The 23,432-nt window shown below is 70.1% G+C and carries 27 protein-coding genes; 15 read left to right on the top strand and 12 right to left on the bottom strand.

The features are described 5' to 3' along the window. Positions 1-21 precede the first annotated feature (21 nt). Positions 22-819 (bottom strand): aminotransferase class IV, encoded by a 798-nt coding sequence (locus VEA98_RS06970; RefSeq protein WP_324812218.1) that lies wholly within the window; start codon positions 817-819, stop codon positions 22-24. Positions 820-838: 19 nt separating this feature from the next. After that, the gene (gene gyrA, locus VEA98_RS06965; RefSeq protein WP_324812215.1) at positions 839-3,616 is read right to left on the bottom strand and encodes a DNA gyrase subunit A; all 2,778 of its coding nucleotides are present in this window, start codon (positions 3,614-3,616) and stop codon (positions 839-841) included. Positions 3,617-3,740: 124 nt separating this feature from the next. Between gyrA and VEA98_RS06960 the strand changes: the two genes are divergently transcribed. From VEA98_RS06960 to VEA98_RS06950, 3 genes are all read left to right on the top strand, one after another. Further along, the gene (locus VEA98_RS06960; protein WP_324812212.1) at positions 3,741-4,316 is read left to right on the top strand and encodes a superoxide dismutase family protein; all 576 of its coding nucleotides are present in this window, start codon (positions 3,741-3,743) and stop codon (positions 4,314-4,316) included. 47 nt (positions 4,317-4,363) lie between these two features. Further along, positions 4,364-5,407 (top strand): 2OG-Fe(II) oxygenase, encoded by a 1,044-nt coding sequence (locus VEA98_RS06955; protein ID WP_324812209.1) that lies wholly within the window; start codon positions 4,364-4,366, stop codon positions 5,405-5,407. A 149-nt stretch (positions 5,408-5,556) separates the two neighbouring features. After that, on the top strand, positions 5,557-5,937 hold the full coding sequence (locus VEA98_RS06950; RefSeq protein WP_324812207.1) for a DUF7693 family protein: 381 nt from the start codon (positions 5,557-5,559) through the stop codon (positions 5,935-5,937). A gap of 78 nt (positions 5,938-6,015) precedes the next feature. Here VEA98_RS06950 and VEA98_RS06945 read toward each other — a convergent pair whose 3' ends face one another. After that, the gene (locus VEA98_RS06945) at positions 6,016-6,369 is read right to left on the bottom strand and encodes a hypothetical protein (protein ID WP_324812206.1); all 354 of its coding nucleotides are present in this window, start codon (positions 6,367-6,369) and stop codon (positions 6,016-6,018) included. 162 nt (positions 6,370-6,531) lie between these two features. Then, on the bottom strand, positions 6,532-8,382 hold the full coding sequence (locus tag VEA98_RS06940; RefSeq protein WP_324812203.1) for an ABC transporter transmembrane domain-containing protein: 1,851 nt from the start codon (positions 8,380-8,382) through the stop codon (positions 6,532-6,534). Positions 8,383-8,514: 132 nt separating this feature from the next. On the opposite strand from VEA98_RS06940, the gene rpmE reads away from it, so the two are divergent. Both rpmE and VEA98_RS06930 read left to right on the top strand, forming a co-directional pair. After that, positions 8,515-8,739 carry a 50S ribosomal protein L31 gene (gene rpmE / locus VEA98_RS06935; protein WP_324812200.1) on the top strand — a complete coding sequence of 75 codons (225 nt, stop codon included), beginning with the start codon at positions 8,515-8,517 and terminating at the stop codon, positions 8,737-8,739. A 164-nt stretch (positions 8,740-8,903) separates the two neighbouring features. Next, positions 8,904-10,463, top strand: coding sequence for a L,D-transpeptidase family protein (locus VEA98_RS06930; RefSeq protein ID WP_324812197.1), 1,560 nt, complete (start codon positions 8,904-8,906; stop codon positions 10,461-10,463). A gap of 2 nt (positions 10,464-10,465) precedes the next feature. Here VEA98_RS06930 and VEA98_RS06925 read toward each other — a convergent pair whose 3' ends face one another. Continuing rightward, complete coding sequence (locus tag VEA98_RS06925) at positions 10,466-10,993, bottom strand: DUF1465 family protein (RefSeq protein WP_414642155.1); 528 nt, start codon at positions 10,991-10,993, stop codon at positions 10,466-10,468. Between the two features lie 93 nt (positions 10,994-11,086). Further along, positions 11,087-11,290 (bottom strand): DUF1192 domain-containing protein, encoded by a 204-nt coding sequence (locus tag VEA98_RS06920; protein ID WP_324812194.1) that lies wholly within the window; start codon positions 11,288-11,290, stop codon positions 11,087-11,089. An 81-nt stretch (positions 11,291-11,371) separates the two neighbouring features. On the opposite strand from VEA98_RS06920, the gene VEA98_RS06915 reads away from it, so the two are divergent. Continuing rightward, positions 11,372-12,343 (top strand): NAD(P)H-quinone oxidoreductase, encoded by a 972-nt coding sequence (locus VEA98_RS06915; protein WP_324812193.1) that lies wholly within the window; start codon positions 11,372-11,374, stop codon positions 12,341-12,343. On the opposite strand, the gene VEA98_RS06910 is transcribed toward VEA98_RS06915, so the two are convergent. Then, the gene (locus tag VEA98_RS06910) at positions 12,340-12,939 is read right to left on the bottom strand and encodes a beta/gamma crystallin-related protein (RefSeq protein WP_324812191.1); all 600 of its coding nucleotides are present in this window, start codon (positions 12,937-12,939) and stop codon (positions 12,340-12,342) included. The two genes, VEA98_RS06915 and VEA98_RS06910, sit on opposite strands and share 4 nt — an antisense overlap. A 213-nt stretch (positions 12,940-13,152) precedes the next feature. Between VEA98_RS06910 and VEA98_RS06905 the strand changes: the two genes are divergently transcribed. Further along, positions 13,153-13,821, top strand: a complete 669-nt coding sequence (locus tag VEA98_RS06905) for a DUF1013 domain-containing protein (RefSeq protein WP_324812189.1) — start codon at positions 13,153-13,155, stop codon at positions 13,819-13,821. A gap of 58 nt (positions 13,822-13,879) precedes the next feature. Here VEA98_RS06905 and VEA98_RS06900 read toward each other — a convergent pair whose 3' ends face one another. Next, positions 13,880-14,053 (bottom strand): YdcH family protein, encoded by a 174-nt coding sequence (locus VEA98_RS06900; protein WP_324812186.1) that lies wholly within the window; start codon positions 14,051-14,053, stop codon positions 13,880-13,882. A 116-nt stretch (positions 14,054-14,169) separates the two neighbouring features. Here VEA98_RS06900 and VEA98_RS06895 point away from each other — a divergent pair, with 116 nt between their 5' ends. The 3 genes from VEA98_RS06895 to VEA98_RS06885 are packed head-to-tail and all read left to right on the top strand — an operon-like array spanning position 14,170 to position 15,520. After that, positions 14,170-14,784: a UbiX family flavin prenyltransferase gene (locus VEA98_RS06895; protein ID WP_324812183.1), complete on the top strand. Its 615-nt coding sequence runs from the start codon at positions 14,170-14,172 to the stop codon at positions 14,782-14,784. Further along, a complete protein-coding gene (locus VEA98_RS06890) occupies positions 14,781-15,257 on the top strand; it encodes a TIGR02444 family protein (RefSeq protein ID WP_324812180.1) in 477 nt (158 codons plus the stop codon). The genes VEA98_RS06895 and VEA98_RS06890 overlap by 4 nt, the downstream gene beginning before the upstream one ends. A gap of 38 nt (positions 15,258-15,295) precedes the next feature. Further along, positions 15,296-15,520, top strand: a complete 225-nt coding sequence (locus VEA98_RS06885; protein ID WP_324812177.1) for a YdcH family protein — start codon at positions 15,296-15,298, stop codon at positions 15,518-15,520. 3 nt (positions 15,521-15,523) lie between these two features. Here the strand turns inward: VEA98_RS06885 and VEA98_RS06880 are convergent, their stop codons facing one another. Continuing rightward, positions 15,524-16,087 (bottom strand): GGDEF domain-containing protein, encoded by a 564-nt coding sequence (locus VEA98_RS06880; RefSeq protein ID WP_324812173.1) that lies wholly within the window; start codon positions 16,085-16,087, stop codon positions 15,524-15,526. Between the two features lie 122 nt (positions 16,088-16,209). On the opposite strand from VEA98_RS06880, the gene purE reads away from it, so the two are divergent. Further along, positions 16,210-16,701 carry a 5-(carboxyamino)imidazole ribonucleotide mutase gene (gene purE, locus VEA98_RS06875; RefSeq protein ID WP_324812170.1) on the top strand — a complete coding sequence of 164 codons (492 nt, stop codon included), beginning with the start codon at positions 16,210-16,212 and terminating at the stop codon, positions 16,699-16,701. Continuing rightward, positions 16,702-17,775 (top strand): 5-(carboxyamino)imidazole ribonucleotide synthase, encoded by a 1,074-nt coding sequence (locus VEA98_RS06870; RefSeq protein ID WP_324812168.1) that lies wholly within the window; start codon positions 16,702-16,704, stop codon positions 17,773-17,775. Here the strand turns inward: VEA98_RS06870 and VEA98_RS06865 are convergent. After that, a complete protein-coding gene (locus VEA98_RS06865; RefSeq protein WP_324812165.1) occupies positions 17,772-18,452 on the bottom strand; it encodes a COQ9 family protein in 681 nt (226 codons plus the stop codon). The two genes, VEA98_RS06870 and VEA98_RS06865, sit on opposite strands and share 4 nt — an antisense overlap. Before the next feature lie 187 nt (positions 18,453-18,639). Between VEA98_RS06865 and rpsU the strand changes: the two genes are divergently transcribed. Both rpsU and VEA98_RS06855 read left to right on the top strand, forming a co-directional pair. After that, positions 18,640-18,894 carry a 30S ribosomal protein S21 gene (gene rpsU / locus VEA98_RS06860; protein WP_168049186.1) on the top strand — a complete coding sequence of 85 codons (255 nt, stop codon included), beginning with the start codon at positions 18,640-18,642 and terminating at the stop codon, positions 18,892-18,894. A 136-nt stretch (positions 18,895-19,030) separates the two neighbouring features. Next, entirely contained in the window at positions 19,031-19,426 is a 396-nt protein-coding gene (locus VEA98_RS06855) for a hypothetical protein (RefSeq protein WP_324812163.1), read from the top strand. Here the strand turns inward: VEA98_RS06855 and VEA98_RS06850 are convergent. Together VEA98_RS06850 and VEA98_RS06845 are read right to left on the bottom strand one after the other, a co-directional pair. Further along, the gene (locus tag VEA98_RS06850; protein WP_324812160.1) at positions 19,423-20,808 is read right to left on the bottom strand and encodes an ABC transporter permease; all 1,386 of its coding nucleotides are present in this window, start codon (positions 20,806-20,808) and stop codon (positions 19,423-19,425) included. The genes VEA98_RS06855 and VEA98_RS06850 overlap by 4 nt on opposite strands. Next, entirely contained in the window at positions 20,805-21,761 is a 957-nt protein-coding gene (locus VEA98_RS06845) for an ABC transporter ATP-binding protein (protein WP_324812157.1), read from the bottom strand. The genes VEA98_RS06850 and VEA98_RS06845 overlap by 4 nt, the downstream gene beginning before the upstream one ends. A 145-nt stretch (positions 21,762-21,906) precedes the next feature. Here VEA98_RS06845 and VEA98_RS06840 point away from each other — a divergent pair, with 145 nt between their 5' ends. Next, positions 21,907-23,313 (top strand): sensor histidine kinase, encoded by a 1,407-nt coding sequence (locus VEA98_RS06840; RefSeq protein WP_324812154.1) that lies wholly within the window; start codon positions 21,907-21,909, stop codon positions 23,311-23,313. Positions 23,314-23,432: the final 119 nt, after the last annotated feature.

The following is a 23,432-nucleotide window of genomic DNA, read 5'->3' as shown; positions in this document are numbered from 1 at the left end:
AGCAGGTGCGAAACGGACGGCCTAGATCGGCTGACAGGGCTGTGAAGCCCAGGCCGCCCGCAGGGCCTCCAGCGGCGGCGGCCCGAACGCGTGACCGTCGATCGAGGCCACCGCGCAGGCCGGCGTGGCGCTGTTGCACAGGAAGGCCGCGTCGAACCCGGACAGATCCGCCAGCCCGACCGACTCCGTCGCCCCGCTCAGACCCGCCGCCTCCAGTCCCCGCTGCACCAGCGCCTGCGCCACGCCCGCCAGCATCGGCGCCTGGGGCCAGATCACCTGCCGGCCCCGCACGAAGCCGATGTTCCACAGGCTGCCCTCCGAGACGCGGCCTTGCGCATCCACGAACAGGGCGTCGTCGAACCCCGCCGCCTTCGCCGCGCGCCGCGCCCGGATCAGGCCGAACGTCGCCACATGCTTCAGATGCGCCTCTTCCCGCGCATAGGTCCGGGTCTGCAGCCGCACGCCCTCGCCCAGCGGCGACGGCGGTGGAAACGCGGCGGTCATCACCCTCGGCCGCCCCGACCAGCCGGGCGTGCGCGGCGACAGCTCGGGCGCGAACAGGCTGACGCGCAGCCAGCACTCGCTCCGATGGCCCACGGCGGCCCGCATCAGGTCGCGCAGCCGCGCCTCGCCGACCGCCTCGCCGAACAGCTCCAGCGCCGAGGCCTCCAGCCGCTCCAGGTGCAGGTCCAGGCCCCTTGCCCCGCCGCCCTCGACCCGAAACGACGTGTAGGCGCCGTAGTTGACCAGGGCCACGTGGGCGAGGTCCGCCACGGTGGCCGGGAGGCCGTCGATCAGGATGTCTCCGGCCTCCGCCATGTCGGGTTCAGCGGAGAGATCAGCTCTCGCCGCCGTCCTCTCCGCCCTCGGCTCCGTCGATCTCGACCTCGCCGTCCTCGTCGCCGCCGCTGTCCGGCAGGCGCTCGACGGAGACGACCTTCTCCCCCTCCGCGGTGCGGAAGATGGTCACGCCCTGGCTGGCGCGGCCGACGATGCGGACCTGCCCGACCGGCGTGCGGATCATCTGCCCGCCCGAGGTGACCAGCAGCAGGTCGTCGCCCTCCTCGACCGGGAAGGACGCCGCCAGGCGGGTGCCGGCCCGACCGCCGAGGCCGTGCGCGGTCAGCCCCTGCCCGCCCCGTCCGGTGCGCCGGTACTCATAGGCCGACGAGCGCTTGCCGAAGCCGGTCTCCGTGACCGTCAGGATGAACTGCTCGGCGGCGCCCATTTCGGCGATCCGCTCGACCAACAGGGCCGTGTCGGCGATAGCCTCGTCGTCCGCCTCGACCGGCGTGTCATCCTCGTCGCCGGCGGCGCGGCGCATGGCGTTGGCGTGGCGCACGTAGGCGGCGCGCTCCTCAGGCGTGGCGTCGAACCGGCCCAGCACGGCCATCGAGATGACCTCGTCGCCCTTCTGCAGGCGGACGCCGCGCACGCCGGTGGAGTCGCGGCCCTTGAACACCCGCACGTCGTCGGCCTTGAAGCGGATCGCCCGTCCCAGCGCCGTGGTCAGCATGATGTCGTCGTCGGCCTTGCACAGGGCGACGCCGACCATGGAGTCGCCGTCTTCCAGCTTCATGGCGATCTTGCCGGCCCGGTTGACGGTGGCGAAGTCGCTCAGCTTGTTGCGCCGCACGTCGCCCGACTTGGTGGCGAACATGATGTCGTAGGCGCCCCAGTCGGCCTCGTCCTCGGGCAGCGGCAGCACGTTCATGATGCTGTCGCCCGGCTCGATCGGCAGCAGGTTCACGAACGCCTTGCCGCGCGACTGCTGGTTGCCCAGCGGCAGCCGCCAGACCTTGAGCTTGTAGGCCTTGCCGTTGGTGGCGAAGAACAGCACCGGCGTGTGGGTCGAGGCCGAGAACACGCCGACCACGGCGTCGTCGTCCTTCATCGCCACGCCCGAGCGGCCCTTGCCGCCGCGATGCTGGGTCCGGTAGGCGTTCAGCGCCACCCGCTTGACGTAGCCGCCGACGGTGACCGTCACGACCATGTCCTCGCGCGGGATCAGGTCCTCGTCCTCCAGTTCGAAGTCGCCGTCGCCGATCATCGTCCGCCGCGGCACGGCGAACTCATCCTTCACCGCCAGCAGGTCCTCGCGGATCACCGCCAGGATGTTGGCGCGGTCCGACAGCAGGGTCAGGTGGCCCTGGATGGTGTCGGCCAGGCTGCGCGCCTCGCCGAAGATGTCGTCGCGGCCGAGCCCGGTCAGACGGCTCAGCGTCAGCGCCAGGATGGCCCGCGCCTGCTCGTCCGTCAGGTTCAGCTTGTCGCCGTCGATCAGCATGGAACGCGGGTCGGCGATCAGCTCGACCAGGGCGATCATGTCGCCCACCGGCCAGCTCTTGCCCTGCAGCCGCTCGCGCGCCTCGGTCGGGTCGGCCGACGAGCGGATGATGTGGATCACCTCGTCGATATTGGCCACGGCAACCGCCAGGCCGACCAGCACGTGGCCGCGGTCACGGGCCTTGGCCAGTTCGAACTTGATGCGCCGGACGACCACCTCTTCCCGGAACTCGAGGAAGGCCTCCAGCAGCTGGCGCAGGCCCATCTGCTCGGGCCGGCCGTGGTTCAGCGCCAGCATGTTGACGCCGAACGAGCTTTGCATGGCGGTGAAGCGCCACAGCTGGTTCAGCACCACGTCGCCGGAGGCGTCGCGCTTCAGCTCGATGACCATGCGCATGCCGTCGCGGTCGGACTCGTCGCGGACATCGGAGATGCCCTCGATCCGCTTCTCGCGGACCATCTCGACGATCCGCTCGATCAGGGTCTGCTTGTTGACCTGGAAGGGCAGCTCGGTGACCACGATGGCCTCGCGGTCCTTGCGGATGGTCTCGATCGTGGCCTTGCCGCGCACGATGACCGAGCCGCGGCCCTCGCGCAGGGCGTTGCGGGGCGCCGAGCGGCCCATGATCTCGCCGCCGGTCGGGAAGTCCGGGCCCGGGACGATGTCCAGCAGACGGTCGTCCGCGATGTCCGGCTCGTCCAGCAGGGCCACGCAGGCGTCGATGATCTCGCCGAGATTATGCGGCGGGATGTTGGTCGCCATGCCGACGGCGATGCCGCCCGCGCCGTTGACCAGCAGGTTCGGAATTCGCGCCGGCAGGACGACAGGCTCAAGCTCCTTCTCGTCGTAGTTCGGCTGGAAATCGACCGTGTCCTTGTCGATGTCGGTCAGCAGCGCCGAGGCGGCCGGGGCCATCCGGGCCTCGGTGTATCGCATCGAGGCCGGCATATCGCCGTCGACCGAGCCGAAATTGCCCTGGCCGTCGACCAGCATCAGCCCCATCGAGAACGGCTGGGCCATGCGCACCAGCGCCATATAGACCGAGGCGTCGCCGTGCGGGTGGAACCGGCCGAGCACGTCGCCCACCACGCGCGCGCATTTCGAATAGGGCCGCTCGGGCGTCATCTTCAGGTCGTGCATCGAATACAGGATGCGGCGGTGCACGGGCTTCAGCCCGTCGCGCGCATCCGGCAGGGCGCGCGACACGATCACGCTCATGGCGTAGTCGAGATACGAGCGGCGCAGCTCGTCCTCGATCGTGATGGTGGAGATATCGCCGCCTGCGCCCGATGACGGGGGCAGGGCGTTGGTGTAGCTGTCGTCGGTCAAGGAAATCGGGCTTTAAATGGCCGGAATCGGAACGTGATCCGCTAACGGGTTTTCTAGCATCCGGGGGCTGTGGTGGCAAAGCGAAGCCGCCGTTTCGCGCCCCTCTGCACAGGGATTTTGAACCATGCGCGCCTCCCGCCTCGCGACCCTCGCCGCCCTGCCCCTCCTGGGTGCCCTCGGGGCCTGCGTCAGCGTCACCGCCAATGATTATTCCGACCGCCCGGCGCGGGCCGCGGTCGGCGATTTCGGCGAGGCGACGCTGTTCAACGCCGCCGGCCAGAACGTCGGCCGGGCCATACTGACGCAGGGTCCGACCGGCCTGCTGATCCGCATCGAGGCGGACGGCCTGACGCCCGGCTGGCACGGGGCCCACATCCACGCCATGGGCCAGTGCGCCGCGCCCTTCACCTCGGCCGGCGGCCACATCAACCACGGGGAGCCCCAGGCCCCGCACGGCCTGCTCAACGCCCAGGGACCCGACGACGGCGACCTGCCCAACGTCTTCGCCGACGCCGGCGGCCGGGTCCGGGCCGAGGTCTTCACCACCCGGGCCCGCATCGCCCGCGACGGCCCGGGCCAGTGGCTGTGGGACGCCGACGGCTCCGCCCTGGTGATCCACGCGGCCATGGACGACCATGCGAGCCAGCCGATCGGCGGCGCCGGCGCCCGCGTCGTCTGCGGCGTCATGGCCGCCGGCTAGGCGGAGAAGGCTTGTAAAGCCCGCGCCCTGCCGGGCATCGTGCCGGCATGGCGCTCCTCTACGGCGATCCCGCCCCGACCTTTGCGATCGAAGGGGTCAGCAACCCCCGCTACGTGCTCGACACGGCGGCGGGCCGCTATCTGCTGCTCATCTTCGTCAAGGCCGGCCCTGCGGTCGCGGCGGCGCTTGAAATTCTCGAACGGCGGCGCGCCGCCTTCAACGACCTGCACGCCAGCGCCTTCATCATCGTCGTGGGCAAGGACAAGGCTCGAAAGTCGCGGCGGGACGCCCTTCCGGGCATCCGCTTCCTGTTCGACGCGGATGGCGGCGTCGCCGATCTCCATGACGCGCGCGAGGCGGAGCGCTGGGTCCTGCTCGATCCCGCCCTGCACGTCATGGCCGCCGTCGGGCCGGACCAGGCCGGCGCCCTGGTCGATCGCCTGCCGTCGCTTGCGCCTCCCGCCGTGCACGGCGGCTTCCCGTCCACCGCTCCCGTTCTCGTGACCCCGCGCATCTTCGAACCGGCCTTCTGCGAGCGGCTGATCGCCCTCTATCGCGAGACCGGCGGCGAGCCGTCGGGCTTCATGCGCGAGGTCGACGGCGTCACCACCCTGATGATGAACGACCAGCACAAGCGGCGCTCGGACGTCATCGTCGAGGACGACCTGCTGCAGAAACAGGCGGTGGCCCGCCTGACGCGCCGCCTGCTGCCGCAGATCGAGAAGGTGTTCAACTTCCGCCCCACGCGGATCGAGCGCTATCTGGTCGCCCGCTACGACGCCGAAACCGGCGGCTTCTTCCGGCCGCACCGCGACAACACCACCAAGGGCACGGCGCACCGGCGTTTCGCGGTGTCGATCAATCTGAACGCCGACTACGACGGCGGCGACCTGAGGTTCCCCGAGTTCGGCGACCGCACCTACCGCCCCCCGCCCGGCGGCGCCTGCGTCTTCTCCTGCTCGATCCTGCACGAGGCGACGCCGGTCACCCGCGGCGAACGCTTCGCCTTCCTGCCGTTCCTGTATGACGAGGCGGCGGCGAAGGTGCGTGAGGAGAACCTGAAATTCGTCGATCCGGCGCTGACGGCCTAGCAAAGGGTGGCAGGCCGACCTGTGGACCAGGCCGCGCCTCCCATTCCTTGTCGGATGCTCGAGCCAGCCTAAACGCGAAGGCGGAGGACTTGCGCTGATGGCGCCTGGACGACAGCATCGGTCGCGCAGGACAACCGGGGTGTCCCCTCATGTCGAAAATCTCCCTTCGGGAAGCCACTGAAGTCTTGCTCTCACTGCTTCGCGGAGAAAGGACGTGGGCGCATGTCGGCCCGTCCTACGAGGAGACGGGCCACGGGGACGTTGCCCTGCGCACCAACGACGGCTGGGTCATCAGCCTGCACACCAGCTACGACGAGCTGAAACATACGGCTTACATGATCGCACCCGATGGTCGCCGGGGCGATGAAAGCATCTGGCGCCCGGAGGCGGTGGCCGCCGGCAAGATCTGGGGCGATCCGATAGATGCCTTGGGGGATGCCGAGTTCGACCATCTGGAGCGCCTCGCCATTGCAGCCCGGCCTGCGAGCCTCCCCCTGGAGGCTCAGGTCCGCCGGCCTCAACGGAATTGACTGTCCGCGGGCCGCCGCTCGGCTTCTGGGGGGCTGACACCCCTGATTTCTCAGGAGCATCCGGGAGAGCGGATCAGGTCACTCGGCGTCGCAGTCGACCTCGTTGGCGGCGCCCTGCGCGTCGATTGGCGACCTCCAGAGTGTCTGCGTGGTTTGACCTGGGTCGGCGAAGTACTGATTGCCACCCCCAAACCGGGATCTGAAATTGATGCCGATCCGGCGCTGCGTGCGATTGATCGCTCGACCATACCATTGGCCGCCACTGACGCCGGAGACGATGACAACGTCGCCGGTGGGACAGCTCAGGTGCATGTCAGCGATCGTCTGGTCCGGGTACTCGTCCGCCTCCATCAGATAGGCGAGGTCGGACGACGAGCAGCCGGCGGTTGTAACGGCGACGGCCAAGGCGGCGACGAAAAGGACGCGACTCATTCTTACCCCCTGCAAACCCATGAATTCGATGAGACTAACCGATCTGGCCGGGCGGCCAAGGGGCTGCGGCTCACAGAATCGACGGTTGATTGCATCGCACATTCGAGGATGGGGCTGGAGATGACCGCAACGGGTCGGTAGCAGTCCTTTCCCGGGACAGGATCAGTCCGCGCGGAATTGCAGCTCCGCCAGCCGCGCGTACAGCCCGCCCCTCGCCATGAGGGCCGCGTGGGTCCCCTCCTCCACCACCTGGCCGTCGTCCATCACCACGATGCGGTCGGCGCGCAGCACGGTGGCGAGGCGGTGGGCGATGACGAGGGTGGTGCGGGCCTCCATGGCCTGATCGAGCGCCGCCTGCACCAGCCGTTCGTTCTCGGCGTCCAGCGCCGAGGTGGCCTCGTCGAGCAGCAGGATGGGGGCGTCGCGGACCAGGGCGCGGGCGATGGCCATGCGCTGGCGCTGCCCTCCGGACAGGCTCTTGCCCCGCTCGCCCAGCGGCGTGTCGAAGCCCTCCGGCAGGGCCTCGATGAAGGCCAGGGCCTGGGCCTCATCCGCAGCCCTCCGCACCTCATCCAGAGTGGCGGTTTCTTGCCCGAAGCGGATGTTTTCGCTCGCGGAACCCGAGAACAACGGCGCCTCCTGAGAGACCCAGGCGAAGCGTCCGCGCACGGCTGTCGGATCGGCGTCGCGCACGTCGACGCCATCGACCGAGACCACGCCCGCCTGCGGATCGTAGAAGCGCAGCAGCAGGCGGAACACCGTGCTCTTGCCCGCCCCCGACGGCCCCACCAGCGCCACCGTCTCGCCCGGCCGCACGGTCAGGGAGAAGCCCTTCAGCGCCGGCAGGTCGGGTCGTCCGGGATAGCTGAACCGCACCGCCGACATCGACACCTCGCCGACCGGCGGCTCCGGCAGGGCGCGCGGCTCGGCGGGCGGCGCGATCGACGGCGTGCTGCGCATCAGCTCGTCGATCCGCTCCATGGCCCCGGCGGCTTTCTGAACGTCGCCCCAGCTCTCGCCCAGGGCGCCCACGGCCCCGGCCGCGAACACCGACAGCAGCACGAACTGCAGCAGGGCCCCGGGGCTCATCCGCCCGGCGATCACGTCCTGCGCCCCCAGCCACAGCACCAGGGTCACGCCGCCGAACATCACGGTGATGATCATGGCGGTCATCAGCGCCCGCGCCCGGATGCGCACCAGCGACACGCCGAACGCCGCCTCGACCGCCTCGCCGAAGCGGGCGATGGCGCTCTTCTCGCGGCCGAAGGCCTGCACCGTCTCGATGGCGTCGACGCTCTCGCCGGCGAAGCCGACTGCGCTGGCGAACCGGTCCTGCGAGGCCACGGTCAGCTTGCGCACCTGGCGGCCGAACAGGAACAGCGGCCCCAGCAGCAGCGGCACGACCAGCAGCACCAGCCCGGTCAGCTTGGGGCTGACCACGAACAGCAGCGCCGTGCCGCCGATCAGGGTGAGGGCGTTGCGCAGGGCGTAGGAGACCGAGGTAGTCAGCAGCGTCTCGACCAGGGCGATGTCGGTGGTCAGTCGCGACAGCACCTCGCCGGTGCGCATCCGGGCGTAGAAGGCGGGGTCCAGCGTCAGGATGCGGTCGAACAGCCCCTTGCGCACATCGGCGATGACCCGCTCGCCGGTCTTGGTGACGAAGAAATAGCGCACCGCCGTCGCCACGCCGAGGAACAGGGCGTTGGCCGCCAGCACCATGAACCACAGGTTCAGCTGCGCGCCGTTGTTCTCGAAGCCGTTGTCGATGGCCCCGCGCGCCGTCACCGTCAGGGCCAGCGAGGCGGTGGTGGACAGGATCAGCCAGACCGCGGCCATCGCCATATGGCCCTTGTGGCGCAGGGCGTAGGGCAGCAGCCGGCCCAGCGGGCGGATGTCGCGCTTTTTCGCCCGCCGCTGGCCCGCATCGCTCATCTGCTCGGCCAGAAGCGCGCCGGCGCCCGGCCGTCCGCGAAGGTCGGCGACGTCGGGGGCGGGAGCGGTGGAGTCAGTCATGGAGCGGGCCTCTTGCCCCGGAACGGCCCCCGGTGTAAACGCCGCCGCTCATTCCCGCCGCCTCCCGGCGGGTTTCTCATTTTCGCGCACCGACGGTCGGCATCGTCATCGCGCAGAGACCGGACAACGACCATGAAGGCCGATACGCACCCCGACTACCACTTCATCACCGTGACGATGACGGATGGTACGACCTATCAGACGCGCTCCACCTACCAGAAGGAAGGCGCCGTCCTGAACCTCGACATCGACCCGCTGACCCACCCGGCCTGGACCGGCGGCAACCAGCAGATGCTGGACCGGGGCGGCCGCGTTTCGCGCTTCAACAACAAGTTCGGCGGCTTCATCAAGAAGTAGTCGGTCTGGCTTTGCGGCCACACCCGACGGCAAGACGATCACGAAGGCGTCGGTCCCCGGACCGGCGCCTTTCTGTTTGGCCGGAACGCCGATAACATGCCCGCGTTGGACCACCGGGGCGTGGACGCAGGGTCCTGCGTGGAATCGGGCGAAGAGCAGCAGTGATGAATCGACGGCAACTGGGTCTGGGCGCGGCGGCGGCGGCCATCGCGTCGGCAAGCGGGTTCGCCGCGAGGGCGCAGACCCGCGACCCGGCGTCGGTCGCCTTCTACGACAGCTTCAACGACCAGCTGGCCCGCCTGCCCGCCACGGTCCAGCCGGACGTTCGCGCCTTCTACGAACTGAACGGCTGGCGGCCCGTGTGGACGCCCGAGCGCCTGCAGGCCCTTCGCGGGGCCGCCGCCCGCGCCGAACGCCACGGCCTGTCCCAGGTCGACTTCTTCGACTTCGAGGCCCTCGCCGCGACCCCCGCCACCGCCGAGATGCGCACCACCGCCGCCGCGCTCGGCTACGCCCGCGTCCTGTCCGAAGGCCGGGTGCGGCCCGAGACGGTCGAAGACCTGTGGGAGATGCAGAAGAACCGCGTCGACCTGCCCGTCGGCCTGAACGACGCCCTGGCCCAGACCCGGCTGGTGGACTGGTACGAGGGGCTGGCCCCGACCGATATCGGCTATTCCAACCTGTCGGCGGGCTATGTGCGCTATCGCCGGATGATCCGCGACGGCCGCGGCTGGCCGACCTTCCAGATGGGCCCGACCATCGAGCCGGGGACCAGCGACGCCCGCATCCCGATCCTGATCCAGCGCCTCGTCGCGGAGGGCGACCTGTCCGCCGCCGACGGCGCCCGCCTGGCGGCGACGGGCGCCTTCTACGGCCCCGAACTGGTCGAGGCGGTAAAGGGCTTCCAGGTCCGCCACGGACTGGGCGCCGACGGCCGCATCGGCACGGGCACCCAGCGTTCGCTGTCGGCCTCGGCCGAGGACCGCGCCCGCCAGATCGCGCTCAACCTCGAACGCCGCCGCTGGCTGAAGCGCGACCTCGCCCCCGAGCGGATCGAGGTCAACACCGCCGCCGCCATCATGGTCTACTGGAAGGACGGCAAGCCGGTTCACTCGAACCGCGTCGTGTGCGGCTCGCCCAGCAACCAGACCCCCAGCCTCGAGAAGCAGTTCGCCTCGGTCGTGGCCAATCCGCCGTGGTACGTGCCCGCCTCGATCGCCCGCAACGAGATCCTGCCCAAGGGCCCCGGCTATCTGGCCAGCCAGAACATGTACATCTCGAACGGCCAGGTGATCCAGCGCGCCGGGCCCACCGCCGCCCTCGGCTACGTGAAGTTCGAGCTGCGCGACAGCTACGCCATCTTCCTGCACGACACCCCGTCCAAGGCGGCCTTCAACCTGTCCATGCGCCAGCGCAGCCACGGCTGCGTGCGGGTCCAGGGCGCGGTCGACTTCGCCCGCCTGCTGCTGTCGCCCGATCCGGTCCTGCTGGCCGAGTTCGACGAGGCCCAGGACACCCGCGAGACCAAGCGCATCCAGACCGGCCGCGAGATCACCGTGCGCCTGCTCTACTGGACCGCCTTCGTCGACGGTCAGGGCCGCGTCGCCTTCCGCGAGGATGTCTACGGCCGCGACGACAAGCTGGCCGAGGCCCTCGGCATCGCCGTCAGCCTGCCCCGACCGGTCGATGACGGCCGCAACGTCGCCAACGACGTCGGGCCGTAGGCTTACTGACGGAACGCCGCCGCCAGCCGGTCCAGTTGGCTCTGCACCGGATTGACCGCCTCTTCCTCGGGCGCGTCCAGGTACATGCGCCGGTCCAGGTGCAGCACGCGGTCGTACAGCTTCTCCGTCCGCACCACGTATTCGATCAGGGCGATGGGCAGTTCGGGGTGCGTCGGCTCGGCCTCGATCTTGCGTTCGGCCAGACGGTAGCGGGGCTCGCACGCCGCCGCCGCCGTCATGTCGCCCTCGCGCACCGCCCGCTGCACCAGCAGCCAGGAGGCGATCTGCATCAGCCGCGTGGTCAGCTTCATGCTCTCGCCGGCATAGGCCAGGGCCGTGGCCCGCGACAACAGCTTGGATTCACGCCGCCCGTCGCCATCCAGATAGGCGGCGGTCTCCTCGACCAGCTCCATGCCTTCGCGGAAGGTGCGGTCGAACAGCTCCGACCGGGCGAAGTCGTCGACGACGGCGGCGCGGCTGCGTCCGGTGGGGATGAGTTCGTCGCTGGGCATCAACTCGGTCAGACTCATGTGCAAGGCGCATCCGTATCACGACCGGCACGGTTTCGCGCGGCGCCATTGCCGTCTGCAACGGCCATGCCAACAGACTGATTCAGGAGCGTTTCAGGAGCGGAAGTTGAACATGGCGTCGGCCGCGTTGCGCTGCGACGACTTGCCGTCGATGGCCGCCTTCGAGCGGGCGATCTCCGCTTCCAGCCCGGCGATGCGCTGTTTGAGGTCCTCGACCGAATAGCCGTCCAGGTCTTCGCGCGTCAGGGCGATCAGGGGCGCGCCGCGCGCCGGACGGGGCTCCAGGTCCTCGAACATCACCGCCTCCTTCTTGGCCAATCCACAGGCAAGCGCCTATCTGAACGCCCGGACAGGGACGATTGCAAGAACGGGGGGCCGATGCGGGCTGTCGAAATCACCGGCGGATCTGGACCAGCGGAGGCGCTGACGCTGGTCGAGCGGCCCGATCCGGTCGCCGGCCCCGGGCAGATCCGCATCCGCGTGCGCGCCGCCGGCGTGAACCGTCCTGACCTGCTGCAGCGCCTCGGCCGCTACCCCGCGCCGCCCGGCGCCTCCGATATCCTCGGGCTGGAAGTCGCCGGCGAGGTCGATCAGGTGGGGGAGGACGTCGGCCGCTGGTCCGTCGGCGACCGGGTCTGCGCCCTGCTCGGCGGTGGGGGCTATGCGGACTACGCCGTCGTCGACGCCCGCCACGCCGTGCCCATCCCCGACGGCCTCGATTTCGTGCAGGCCGCCGCCCTGCCGGAGACCGTGTGCACCGTCTTCACCAACGTCTTCGAGGACGGCGCCCTCAAGCCCGGCGAAACCCTGCTGATCCACGGCGCGACCAGCGGCATCGGCGTCACCGCCATCCAGATGGCCAAGGCGGCGAACGCCCGGGTGATCGCCACCTCGCGCGGCGCAGACAAGACGGAGGCCGCCCGGGCCCTCGGCGCGGACCTCAGCCTCGACGCGCGGTCCGACGACCTCGAAGCCGCGATCACCGCCTTCGGCGGCGTTGACGTGGTCCTGGATATGGTCGGTGCCGACTATGCGGCCCTCAATCAGTCGGTGCTGAAGCCGTTCGGTCGCTGGGTGGTCATCGCCACCCTGTCCGGCGCGCTGGCGCAGATCGATCTGGGCCGGTTGATGATGAAGCGCATCATCCTGACCGGCTCGACCCTGCGCGCCCGCCCCGCCGCCGAGAAGGCGCGGCTGATCGGAGCGGTGGAGGCGACCGCCTGGCCCTGGCTGGCCGAGGGCCTGGTCCGGCCGCCCATCGACGCGGTCTTCCCGCTGGAACAGGCCTCAGCCGCCCACCTCAGGCTGGAGGCGGGCGGCCACGTCGGCAAGATCGTGCTGACGGCCTAGCGGCGACCGCCGCGAACCGGCCGCAGCGACGAAATCCGGTCGTTCAGACCGTGCTGCTGCAGGTTCCAGACGTCGTCGCTGAAGGTCCGGCACGTGCCGCGGAAATAGGCGTCGGTGCAGACTTCCCACGTGCCGCGGAACCGCATCGAACTGATCGCGTCGTTGAACTCCGTGTTGCGCAGGTTCGACATGTCGCCCCGAAAGGTGGCGGAGGCGCCGCGATACAGGGCGTCGCGATAGACGGTGATCTCGTTGCGCCGGCCGCCGCCCCAGCCGCCGTCGTCGTCGGGACGTCCGCCGCCGCCGGGACGACCTTCAAAGGTCCCGCGATGCGGCCCGCAGACCAGCAGGCCGTTGTCGTTGCGGATTTCATAGTCGGAGCAGCGGTTCAGCTCGATGGATGTGCCGCGCACGTTTCCTCGACGGTCCCGACAGTCGGCGTACAGCCGGCCGCGGTTGACGTATTCGCCGCTGCAGCTGTCGCGGTAGTCGCCACGGGGCGCGACGCGCTCCTGGCCGCCGGGGGCGAAGGGCGCCGCCTCCTGCGCGGGGCCGCCGGACATCACAGCCAGGGCGGCGAGGGTTTGGATCAACATGGGTCCCTCCATCGGGTTTCAACGACGCACAACGCGTCCGTGGAGGCACTGTTCAGCTTCGCCGATGAACCTTGGCTGTATGGCGATGTCGGCTTTCGTTTTCTTTTGCCGCGAATGGGCCTATATCGGTGCTCTCCGCGCCCGGCCGAAAGGTCGGGCGCCGTCGTATCCGGAGCTCGCCGCGGCGGGCCAAAAACAGAAGCAAAGACGCTCATGACCGACATCCTGATGCCCAAGGCCACCGCGGTCTGGCTGGTCGACAACACCTCCCTCACCTTCGAGCAGATCGCCGACTTCTGCGGCCTGCACCCGCTGGAAGTGCGCGGCATCGCCGACGGCGACGTGGCCCGCGACATCCGCGGCGCCGACCCGCTCGTCAACGGCCAGCTGACCCGCGAGGAGCTGGACAAGGCCCAGAACGACGAGACCTACCGCATGCAGGCGGTGGTCAGCCGCCACGCCGAGCTGATGAAGAGCCACAAGCCGGCCCCGAAATACACGCCGGTCTCGCGCCGCCAGGACCGCCCGGACGCCATCGCCTGGTTCGTGCGCAATCACCCGGAAGTCACGGACGCCCAGATCGCCAAGCTGCTCGGCACCACCAAGTCGACCATCGAGAGCGTGCGCAACCGCACCCACTGGAACAGCGCCAACATCAAGCCGGTCGACCCGGTGACGCTGGGCCTCGTCGGCCAGCTGGCGCTGGACGAACTGGTCAAGAAGGCCGCCGACAAGAAGGCGAAGGACGACGCCAAGAAGGGCGGGGCCACGCTCCAGCCCGTCGACGCGCCCGAGCCCGCCGAGCCGGAATTCGTGCCGGAAGCCCGCGAACGCCGCGGCGCCGAGCCGACCGCCGAATCCGTCTTCGGCAAGAAGGACTGAGACTGAAAACGGCCCCGGATCGCTCCGGGGCCGTCGTTCCTTCTGCGGGAGGCCGTCGCTAATGCGTTCGGGCCTCCAGGCTGGTGATCTGTTCCTTGAGCCGGAGCTTCTGCTGCTTGAGCTCCCTGACGCGAAGCGAGTCCGCCGCCGGGTGGGTCATTTCACGCTGGATGGTCTGGTCCAGAACGCGGTGACGATTTCCCAGTTCGCGGATACGAGCTTCGATGGTCATGGCTTGCGCCTCCATGTCTAAGGGACCACTAGATTGAGCGCCCGGCTCGACCGGCTGTGGAATCACTTTCCGGTGAGGCCGCCGGCCGTCCGGACCCGACGATCGTGGACCCGAAAATGGCCGATGATTTGAACGGAGCCGTACGCGCCTCGCCTCCCCGCCTCATCGTCGGGATTTCCGGCGCTTCCGGCGCGGCCTATGGCGTGCGGACGCTGGACGCGCTGCGGGACCTCGGCGTCGAGAGCCATCTCGTCGTCACCCGCGCCGCCCTGCTCACCCTGTCGCAGGAGACCGATCTTTCGGCCGACGACCTGATGGCCCGCGCCGACGTGACGCACCGCCTTCAGGACGTCGGCGCCTCCATCGCTTCGGGCTCGTTCCGGACCATGGGCATGATCGTCGCCCCCTGCTCGGTGCGGACCATGAGCGAGATCGCCACCGGCGTGACCTCGACCCTGCTGACCCGCGCCGCCGACGTCGTGCTCAAGGAACGGCGGCCGCTGGTGCTGATGGTGCGCGAAACGCCGCTGCATCTCGGCCACCTGCGAACCATGACGGCCCTGACCGAGATGGGGGCGATCATCGCACCGCCCCTGCCGGCCCTGTACGCCCGCCCCGCCTCGATCGAGGCGATGATCGACCAGTCGGTCGGCCGCGCCCTGGACCTGTTCGGACTGGAATGGTCCGGCGTGAAGCGCTGGGCCGGCCTGAAGCCGACGACGGCGGAATGACGCCCGACGACCGGCTGTGGGACTGGGCGGTGCGCGCCTACGGCTCGGAGGGGGTCGAGGAGGCCTGCTTGCACCTCCAGGACGCCGCCGGCCAGAACGTGCCCCTGCTGCTGTGGGCCGCCTGGGCCGCGCGCAGCGGACGCCGGCCGGACGCCGACACGCTGGAGGCCGCCTGCGACGTGGCCCGCGCCTGGCAGGAGGCGGCCATCGCGCCGCTGCGGGCCGTCCGGCGCACCCTCAAGGGCCGCAATCCCGATCTGGAGGACGCCGATCGCGAGGCCGTGCGCAGCCAGGTCAAGGCCGTCGAGCTGGAGGCGGAACGCCGGCTGCTGGCCGCGCTCGAGGCGCTCGCGCCGCCGCCAGAGGGCGGGCCGCGGCCTGTGCTGGACGCCCTGGTCGCCGTTGCGCGCCAGTGGTCGCCGATGACGCCGCGGGCCGGACTGATCCAGCTGGCCGAACGGCTTCCGGCCTGACCGCCGGCGCGTTATACAGCCGCCTCCGGGGCCTGAAGATGAACGACGACGATCCGTTTCTGAGCGAGGAAGAGCTGGCGCTGCACGCCCGACTCAAGGAGCTGCGCCAAGAGCACGCCGACCTCGACGCCTCCATCGAGGCGCTGGCCCGGATGCCCGTGCCGGACCAGCTGACCATCGCCCGGCTGAAGCGCAAGAAGCTGACTCTGCGCGACGAGATCGTGAAGATCGAGGCGATCGTCCTGCCGGACATCATCGCCTGAGGCTCAGCGGCCCTTCTTCCTGACCCACATGGCGGCGTCGGCTTCGGCGAGCCAGACTTCCGGGTCGGTGTGCGCGGCGAAGGCGCGGACGCCGAAGGAGCCCCCGAGGCCGGCCGAGCGGCCTTCCCATTCGAACGGGGCCTCCTCGAGGGCGGCGGCCAGCTTGCGGGCCTTCTCGCGGCCCTCGTCGAGACCCGCGTTGAGCATCAGCAGGCCGAACTCGTCGCCGCCCAGCCGGCCGACGGCATCGGATTCGCGCAGGTTGGCGCGCATCATCTCGGCGACGTGGATCAGGGCGGCGTCCCCTGCCGCATGGCCCAGGGCGTCGTTCACCCCCTTGAAGCCGTCGAGGTCGAGATACAGCAGGACCGCCGGCACCTCGTGGCGCTGGCAGAAGGCCATGGCGCTCTTCATGGCGGCCACGAAGCCGCGCCGGTTGAGCGCCGGCGTCAGGACGTCATGATCGGCCGCCGCCTCCGCCGCCTCGGCGCGGCGGCGCAGGGCCTCGACCTCGGCGCGGAGCCGTTCGATCTCGGCGATGGGGTCGATGACGGCCGCGTCGGTCACAGAAGAAAAAGGCTCCCCGGCCGGCGACTCACTCGGCTCCGACCCGCGTTCAGCCTAACGCCCTCGGTTGCGGGCGCAACGCGAGTCCTGTATCGCGCCGCTTTCCCGCGAAAGGCGCGTGCATGGCGACTCAGACCCCGCCCGTTGCAATCATCATGGGCAGCCGCTCGGACTGGCCGACGATGAAGCACGCCGCGGAAGCGCTGGATCGCCTCGGCGTAGCCTGGGAGGCGAAGGTCGTCTCGGCCCACCGCACTCCGAAACGGCTGTTCGACTTCGCCACCGGTGCGCGGGCCGCAGGCTACAAGGTCATCATCGCCGGGGCCGGCGGCGCCGCCCACCTGCCCGGCATGGCCGCCTCGATGACGGAGCTGCCGGTGCTCGGCGTGCCGGTCGAGTCCAAAGCCCTCAAGGGCATGGACAGCCTGCTCTCCATCGCCCAGATGCCCGGCGGCGTGCCCGTCGCCACCCTCGCCATCGGCGAGCCGGGCGCCAAGAACGCCGGCATCCTCGCCGCGCAGATCCTGGCCCTCTCGGACGAGACGCTGGCCGGACGACTGGCCGCCTTCCGCGAGGCCCAGACCGAGGCGGTCCACGAGACGGTCGAGGACTGAGTGACGCCCCTCCCCCCCGGCTCCACCCTCGGCATACTCGGCGGCGGCCAGCTGGGCCGGATGCTCAGCCAGGCGGCGTCGCGGCTCGGCTTCAACGTCGTCATCCTCGATCCGGAGGAGAACAGTCCCGCCGGACGGGTGTCGCAGGGCCAGATCGTCGCCGCCTATGACGACCTCACCGCCCTGACCGTGCTCGGTCGCGTGGCCCAGGCCGTGACCTTCGAGTTCGAGAACGTGCCGGCTGCCTCCGTGGCCACACTGGCGGAAGGCGGGGCGCTCGTCGCCCCCGGCCCCAAGGCTCTGGCCGTGGCCCAGGACCGGGTCGAGGAGAAGACCTTCCTCAACGGCGTCGGCGCCGCCACCGTCGACTTCGTCCCGGTCGACAGCCTCGACGACCTGCTGGCCGGGCTGGAGCGGCTGGGCGCGCCCGCCCTGCTCAAGACCCGGCGCGAGGGGTATGACGGCAAGGGGCAGGTCTGGGTCCGTTCGGCCAAAATGGCCGCCGATGCCTGGCACGCCGTCGGCGAACGCCCCGCCATCCTCGAAGCCAGAGCCGCCTTCACCCGCGAACTGTCGGTCATCGCCGCCCGGGGCCGCGACGGAAAGATCGCCGTCTATCCGTTGGGCGAGAACACCCACAGGGGCGGCGTGCTCAAGACCACCGTCGCCCCCGCCCCCGTCGACGCGAAGACGGAGAAGCGGGCCAAGGCCATCGCCAAGGCCGTCCTCGAAGGCCTCGACTACGTCGGCGTGGTCGGCGTCGAGCTGTTCGACATCGGCGGCGGCACGCTGCTGGTCAACGAGATCGCGCCGCGCGTCCACAACACCGGCCACTGGACCCAGGACGGCTGCGTTTGCGACCAGTTCGAACAGCACATCCGCGCCATCGCCGGCTGGCCGCTGGGCCCCACGACCGCCCACGCCCGCGTCGAGATGACCAACCTGCTCGGCGACGAGGTCGAGCAGTGGCAGAGCCTGTCCGGCAAGCCCGACGCCCGCCTGCACCTCTACGGCAAGGCCGAGGCCCGCCATGGCCGCAAGATGGGCCACGTCAACCGGGTGAAGCCGCTCTAGACCCCGGTCTTGGCCCCGTACCTCAACCGGCTGAGCACGTCGGTGACCTTCCGCAGCGGCGCGTCGAAATCCTTGCCGGCCTTCCATTTCTCGAAGGCCATGACGTTGTCGATGCGGCGCGCCACGAAGGCGTCGGCGGCGTCCTTGCCGGCGAACCAGCGCATGGTCAGGGCCGGGATCAGGATGCCCGACAGGATCGCCCGCTTGGAATAGTGGTTCCAGTCGGTGGCGGTGTCGCCGGCCCAGTTCCACAGCTCGTCGGCGGTCTCCCACGCCAGCTGCAGGCCGAGATCGACATTGGTCGGCAGAGCCAGGAAGGCGGCGCACCGCTTCGTCGCCTCCAGATCGGCGGCCCCCGCCTCCATCCGCGCCGAGACCGCGCGGGCGATTCGCTCGCGGATCTTCAGCGACTTCGGATCGACGTCGGCCAGCGACGCCATCGCCCGGTCGTCATGCCGCCGCGACAGCAGGGCGGCGAGGTCCCGCGCCCCGTTGGGAAACAGCAGTTCCTCGTCCCCCGGCGACAGGCCGTTCGCCTCGCACGCCGCCCGCACCATCCGGCTGTTCCAGCCCAGCGCCGGCGCACGCTCGAGGGCGGCGTCCAGCACCGCCTGCTCCATGCGGTCGGCCCAGTCGCCCTTGGGCGGGTCGTTCGACAGGTGTGGCGCCTCGGTCATCCAGCCAGCATAAGCCCGTCGCGCGGGCGTTTCGAGCCTTCACATCTTGCCGCGACGATCTGGACAGCGCGGGGCCGCTCGTGTATCAGCCCGCCTTCACTCGCGGACCCGGTTCGCCGAGGAAGATTTTTATTTGTCTGCCCGTCTCCCTCACAGGACGCGGCGGGCGGCCAAAGGAGAGTTCAACCTGGTACAGATTTTCGTTCGCGATAATAACGTCGATCAAGCGCTGAAGGCCCTCAAGAAGAAGATGCAGCGCGAAGGCAGCTTCCGCGAGATGAAGCGCCACGTGCACTACGAGAAGCCCTCGGAGAAGCGCGCCCGCCAGAAGGCCGAGGCCGTGCGCCGCGCCCGCAAGCTGGCCCGCAAGCGCGCCCAGCGCGAAGGCCTGCTGCCGCCGCCGAAGCCCCGCGTCCCGGGCGCCGGTCCGGCCCGCGGCTAAAGCCGACGTCCGAACAGAAGATCAAGGGCCGCCCCGGGCAACCGGAGCGGCCTTTTTCTTGGGTCGCACCTCGGCATTCGCCCCGCTCGCTGTCCCGGCTATGATGCGGGCGACGCAACCGGAGGGACGTCGTCCCATGGCTCGCTGGACGCTCACGCTTTCGTCCCTCTATCTGGCCGTGATCGGCCTGGCGCTGATGTTCCTGACCGTGAAGTTCGGAGTCGGCGCCGTCCCGGCGGACGCGTCGCCGGAGCTTCTCGCCCTGCTGAGGCTGCTCGGCGGACCATTCCTGGGCATCGCGGCGCTCAACGCCCTGTCGCGCAGAGCCCCCGCCGGGGACTGGCTGCGCGCAGTCCTCATCGCCAACGCCATCGGCTTCGGGGCGGTCGCGCTGAACGACGTTCACGGCGTGGCGACGGGCGAGGCGCGCGAACTGGCCAGGGTGTTCCTGGTGGTCCACCTCGCCTTCGCCGCCGCCTTCCTGACCGCGCTCCTTCGGGCCCGGCGCGCCGCCTCCGCCGCGGAGGCCTAGCGACCCCGCCCGATCGCGCCGGCGAAGCTCCTCCAGCTCAGCTTCACGTCCGACAGCGCCCCCGCCCGGAAGGCGCGGCCGGCGATCCAGATCATCAGCAGGGCGAAGGCGAACATGCCGGCCATGGTGCCGACGATCTCCAGCATCGGCGGCTCCGACGGGGCCCGGGCGCTCATCAGGAACGGGGTGAAGAACGGGATCCACGACATGATCTGCACCAGCGGCGCGTCCGGGGTGCGGATAGCCATCTGCATGACCAGCAGCGGCACGACCAGGATCATCATGATCGGCCCCATCAGGGTCTGGGCGTCACGCGGCGTCTCGCAGAAGGCCCCGATGGCCGCGAACAGCACCGCGTACATCAGATAGCCGCCGACGGCGTAGACAGCGAAATAGAACAGCAGGCCGCTGCTGAGCAGAACCTCCCCGATCATCGGCGCGTACTGCGGCAGACCGGCGATCAGGCCCGCCGCGCCGATGCCGCCCCAGGCCAGCAACACCGTCACGGTCAGCAACGCCACGCCGAGCACCTTGCCGGTCAGGATTTCCGTCGCCGAGGCCGATGACAGCAGGACCTCGAGGATCTTGTTCGACTTCTCCTCCATCACGCTGTTCAGCAGGATCGAGGCGCCGGTGATGATCAGCGACCACAGCAGGAAGCCGGAGAGCAGGCCGATGATCCCCGGCAACTCGTCCCGGAAGGAGGTCTCCCCGCCGCTGGCGGAGTTCGGCGACAGGGTCTTGATCTCGGGCTCGAAGCTGTTGGTCGCTTCCACCACCGCCACGTCGATGCCGACCGACTGGAAGACCTCGCTGCGGTTGGCGTCCTTCAGGGCGCGCTCGATGAAATTCCCCACCGAATCGTCCGAGGCGCGGCGGGTCCACACCCGGGCGCTCGGCTTGCCGTCGACCCGGTCCAGAAGCACGACCGAATCGAGCTGCTGCGCCTCCGGGACCTCATCGCCGAGATAGCGACGGACGAGCTCCTCGCGGGCTTGCCCCGGAGCCGAGGCCGCCAGATCAGCCGGCGGCGTGACGATGGTCATCTTGAGCCCGTCCAGCTGGCTCAGCGCGGCGCCGGCCGCCGCGGCCCCGGACTTGCCGCCGGCCTTTTCGGCCTCGGCCTCGGCTTCGCGGCGTCTTTCCTCGCGACGATCCTTCTCCTGCTGCAGCACGGACTGGACGGAGGCGGCGAGGCCGGTCGCCTGCGGCCCTTCCTCCAGCACGACGACCTCGCGGATCGGCTCGCTCGACTTCATCAGCACCGGGATGGCGCCGCCCAGGACGCCGAAGATCGGAAAGGCCAGCAGCGACAGCCAGAAGCCGACAGTCTTGGCGTAGGCGGCGAACTCGCGCCGGGCGATCAGCAGGGTGCGTTTCATCGGGCGGCCTCCGCGGCTTTGACGGACTGGTCCTGATCGGGGTTGTCGCCGGTCAGGCCGATGAAGGCGTCGTGCAGGGTCGGCTCGCGCAGCTCGAAACGCCGCACGTCCAGACCGTTGAGGAAGGCCGCCTTGAGCGCATCCTGTCCCCGGCCGCCGGGCGTCAGGCCTGCCTTCAGGACGCGGACGCCATCGGCTTCCGATATTATCTTCACGGCGCTGACGCCGGGCAGCGCCGCCGCCTGATCCGGAGCGATGGCGCCCTCCAGTTCGAGGAAGCGCGGCGACGAGGCGCAGGCCTCGGCGACCGTCCCCTCGAACGCCTTGCGGCCCCGGGCCAGCAGCACGACCTTGTCGCACAGCCGCTCGGCGTGCTGCATCACATGGGTCGAGAACAGCACCGTGGCTCCGTCGGCGGCGAGTCCGCGGATCATCGCCTCAAGCCCCTGCTGGTTGACCGGGTCGAGGCCCGAGAAGGGCTCGTCGAGGATCACGAACTCCGGCCGGTGCACCACCGAGGCGATCAGCTGCACCTTCTGGGACATGCCCTTGGACAGCTCCTTCATCTTCTTGCGCTTGGCGGCGCCGAGGCCCTGCGCGTCCAGCATCTCGCGGGCCCGCTTGCGGCCCTCGCCCGTCGGCAGGCCCTTCAGGGCGCCGAAGAAGGCGATGGCGTCGACCGGCGTCATCTTCTTGTAGAGACCGCGTTCCTCGGGGAGGAAGCCGATCCGGTCACGCACCTTGCGCCCGTCGTCGGCGCCGAGAATGACGATCCGCCCCGACGTCGCCGGCTGCAGGCCCAGGATCATGCGGAGGGTCGAGGTCTTGCCCGCGCCGTTGGGACCGAGGAAGCCGCAGATCGTGCCCTTCTCGACCTGGAAGCTGAGGTCGCGCACGGCCTGGAAATCGCCGTAGCGTTTGCTCACGCCCTCAAGCGTCAATGCCGCTGTCATATGCCCTCCGCCGGGTGCCGGTTCCTGGACATTGGTAGGATTGTAAAGGACGTTTGACAACACCTCCCCGCTCGGCCGCCGTGCCTTTGTCGTGAATTCCGTGTCATGTTCGGTGGATAGAGTCGGCGCGCCGCCGGAATCCCGCATGCCTTACGAAATTCCCCCCTCGCCCGTCGCGCCGCCGCCCGGGTCCCGCCTGTGGACGGCAGGGGCCAGCGCCGCCGTGGCCGTCGTGGTGCTCGTCGGGCTGGCGGCGTGGCATCGGGAGCTCGCAGGGCCGCTGCTGGCGGGAGCGGCGCTGGTGACGCTGACGGCCTGGGCGGTCAACCGGCGGCCCACAGGCGCGCCTCTTTCCGGCGGCGGCGCCGCCGCGGGTCAGTCCGGGGCAGACGGGCCGCTGGCGGACCAGGCCCTGCTCGACGGCCTGTTCGAGGCGCTGTCGGATCCGGTGCTGGTGGTGTCGGGCGGCGAAGCGGACGACATCGCGAGCCGTCGGGTGGTGTTGGCCAACGGCGCGGCGCGCGACTTGCTGAAGATTCCCCGCGAGGGCACGCTGCTGGTCTCCGCCGTCCGCGACCCGGCGGTGCTGGAGGCGGTCGACGAGGCCCTGTTCGGCGGCGTCGAGCGGAGCACCGACTACGCCGGGGCCGGGGCCCGCTCCCGGCACTGGCGGGCGCTGACCCGTCCCCTGCCCCCGGCCGGCGGCCACGCCCAGGCCCTGGTGGTGTTGCGCGACGAGACCGACGTGCGGCGCACCGAGATGATGCGGGTCGACTTCCTCGCCAACGCCAGCCACGAACTGCGCACCCCGCTGGCCTCGCTGTCCGGCTTCATCGAGACGCTGAGGGGGCATGCCCGCGACGATCCGAAGGCGCGCGACAGGTTTCTCGACATCATGGCCACCCAGGCCGAACGGATGAGCCGTCTGGTCGCCGACCTGCTGTCGCTGAGCCGGATCGAACTGAACGAGCACATCCCGCCGGCGGGCCGGGTCGACCTGGCCCGGGCCGCCTCGGACGTGATCGACGCCGTCAGCGTCCTGTCCGCCGAACGCAAGGTGGGGGTGGTGGTGCAGGACCGGGCGGTAAGCGCCCCGGTGCGGGGCGACCGCGACGAGATCGTCCAGGTGGTCCAGAACCTCGTCGACAACGCCATAAAATACTCGTCCGAAGGCGACGTCGTCGAGATCGTCGTCCAGCCCGAGGTGACCCTGGACCATGCCTCGGCGCCCTGGTCGGGCGGGAACCGGGGCGAAGGCGCCACGCGGCTGCCGCTGGTGACTCCCGATCGCGAGCCGGGGCGTCGCTACGCGGCCGTCACCGTACGCGACCACGGTCCGGGCATGGACCGCGAGCATCTGCCCCGCCTGACCGAGCGGTTCTACCGCGTCGAGGGGCAGAAGAGCGGAGAGCGGGCGGGCACCGGCCTGGGGCTGGCCATCGTCAAGCACATCGTCAACCGGCATGGCGGCGGCCTGACCGTGGAGAGCGCGCCGGGGCGCGGGACGGTGTTTACGGCCTATTTCCCCGCGGCGGCGCGGAAGACGCCTTGAGGCCCTCCCAAACCGGCGCGGACACTGGCCGAACGCCGTAACAGAACTGTCACGCCGCCGTCTCAATCCTCTGACCATTCGCGGGCAGGTTCCGGACCGCGACGACCGGGAGACCGGAT

It is taken from the genome of Brevundimonas sp., assembly GCF_035627055.1.
GTDB lineage: Bacteria > Pseudomonadota > Alphaproteobacteria > Caulobacterales > Caulobacteraceae > Brevundimonas.
The sequence above is the reverse complement of the archived record's forward strand: the minus strand, read 5'-3'. Positions and strand labels throughout refer to the sequence as shown.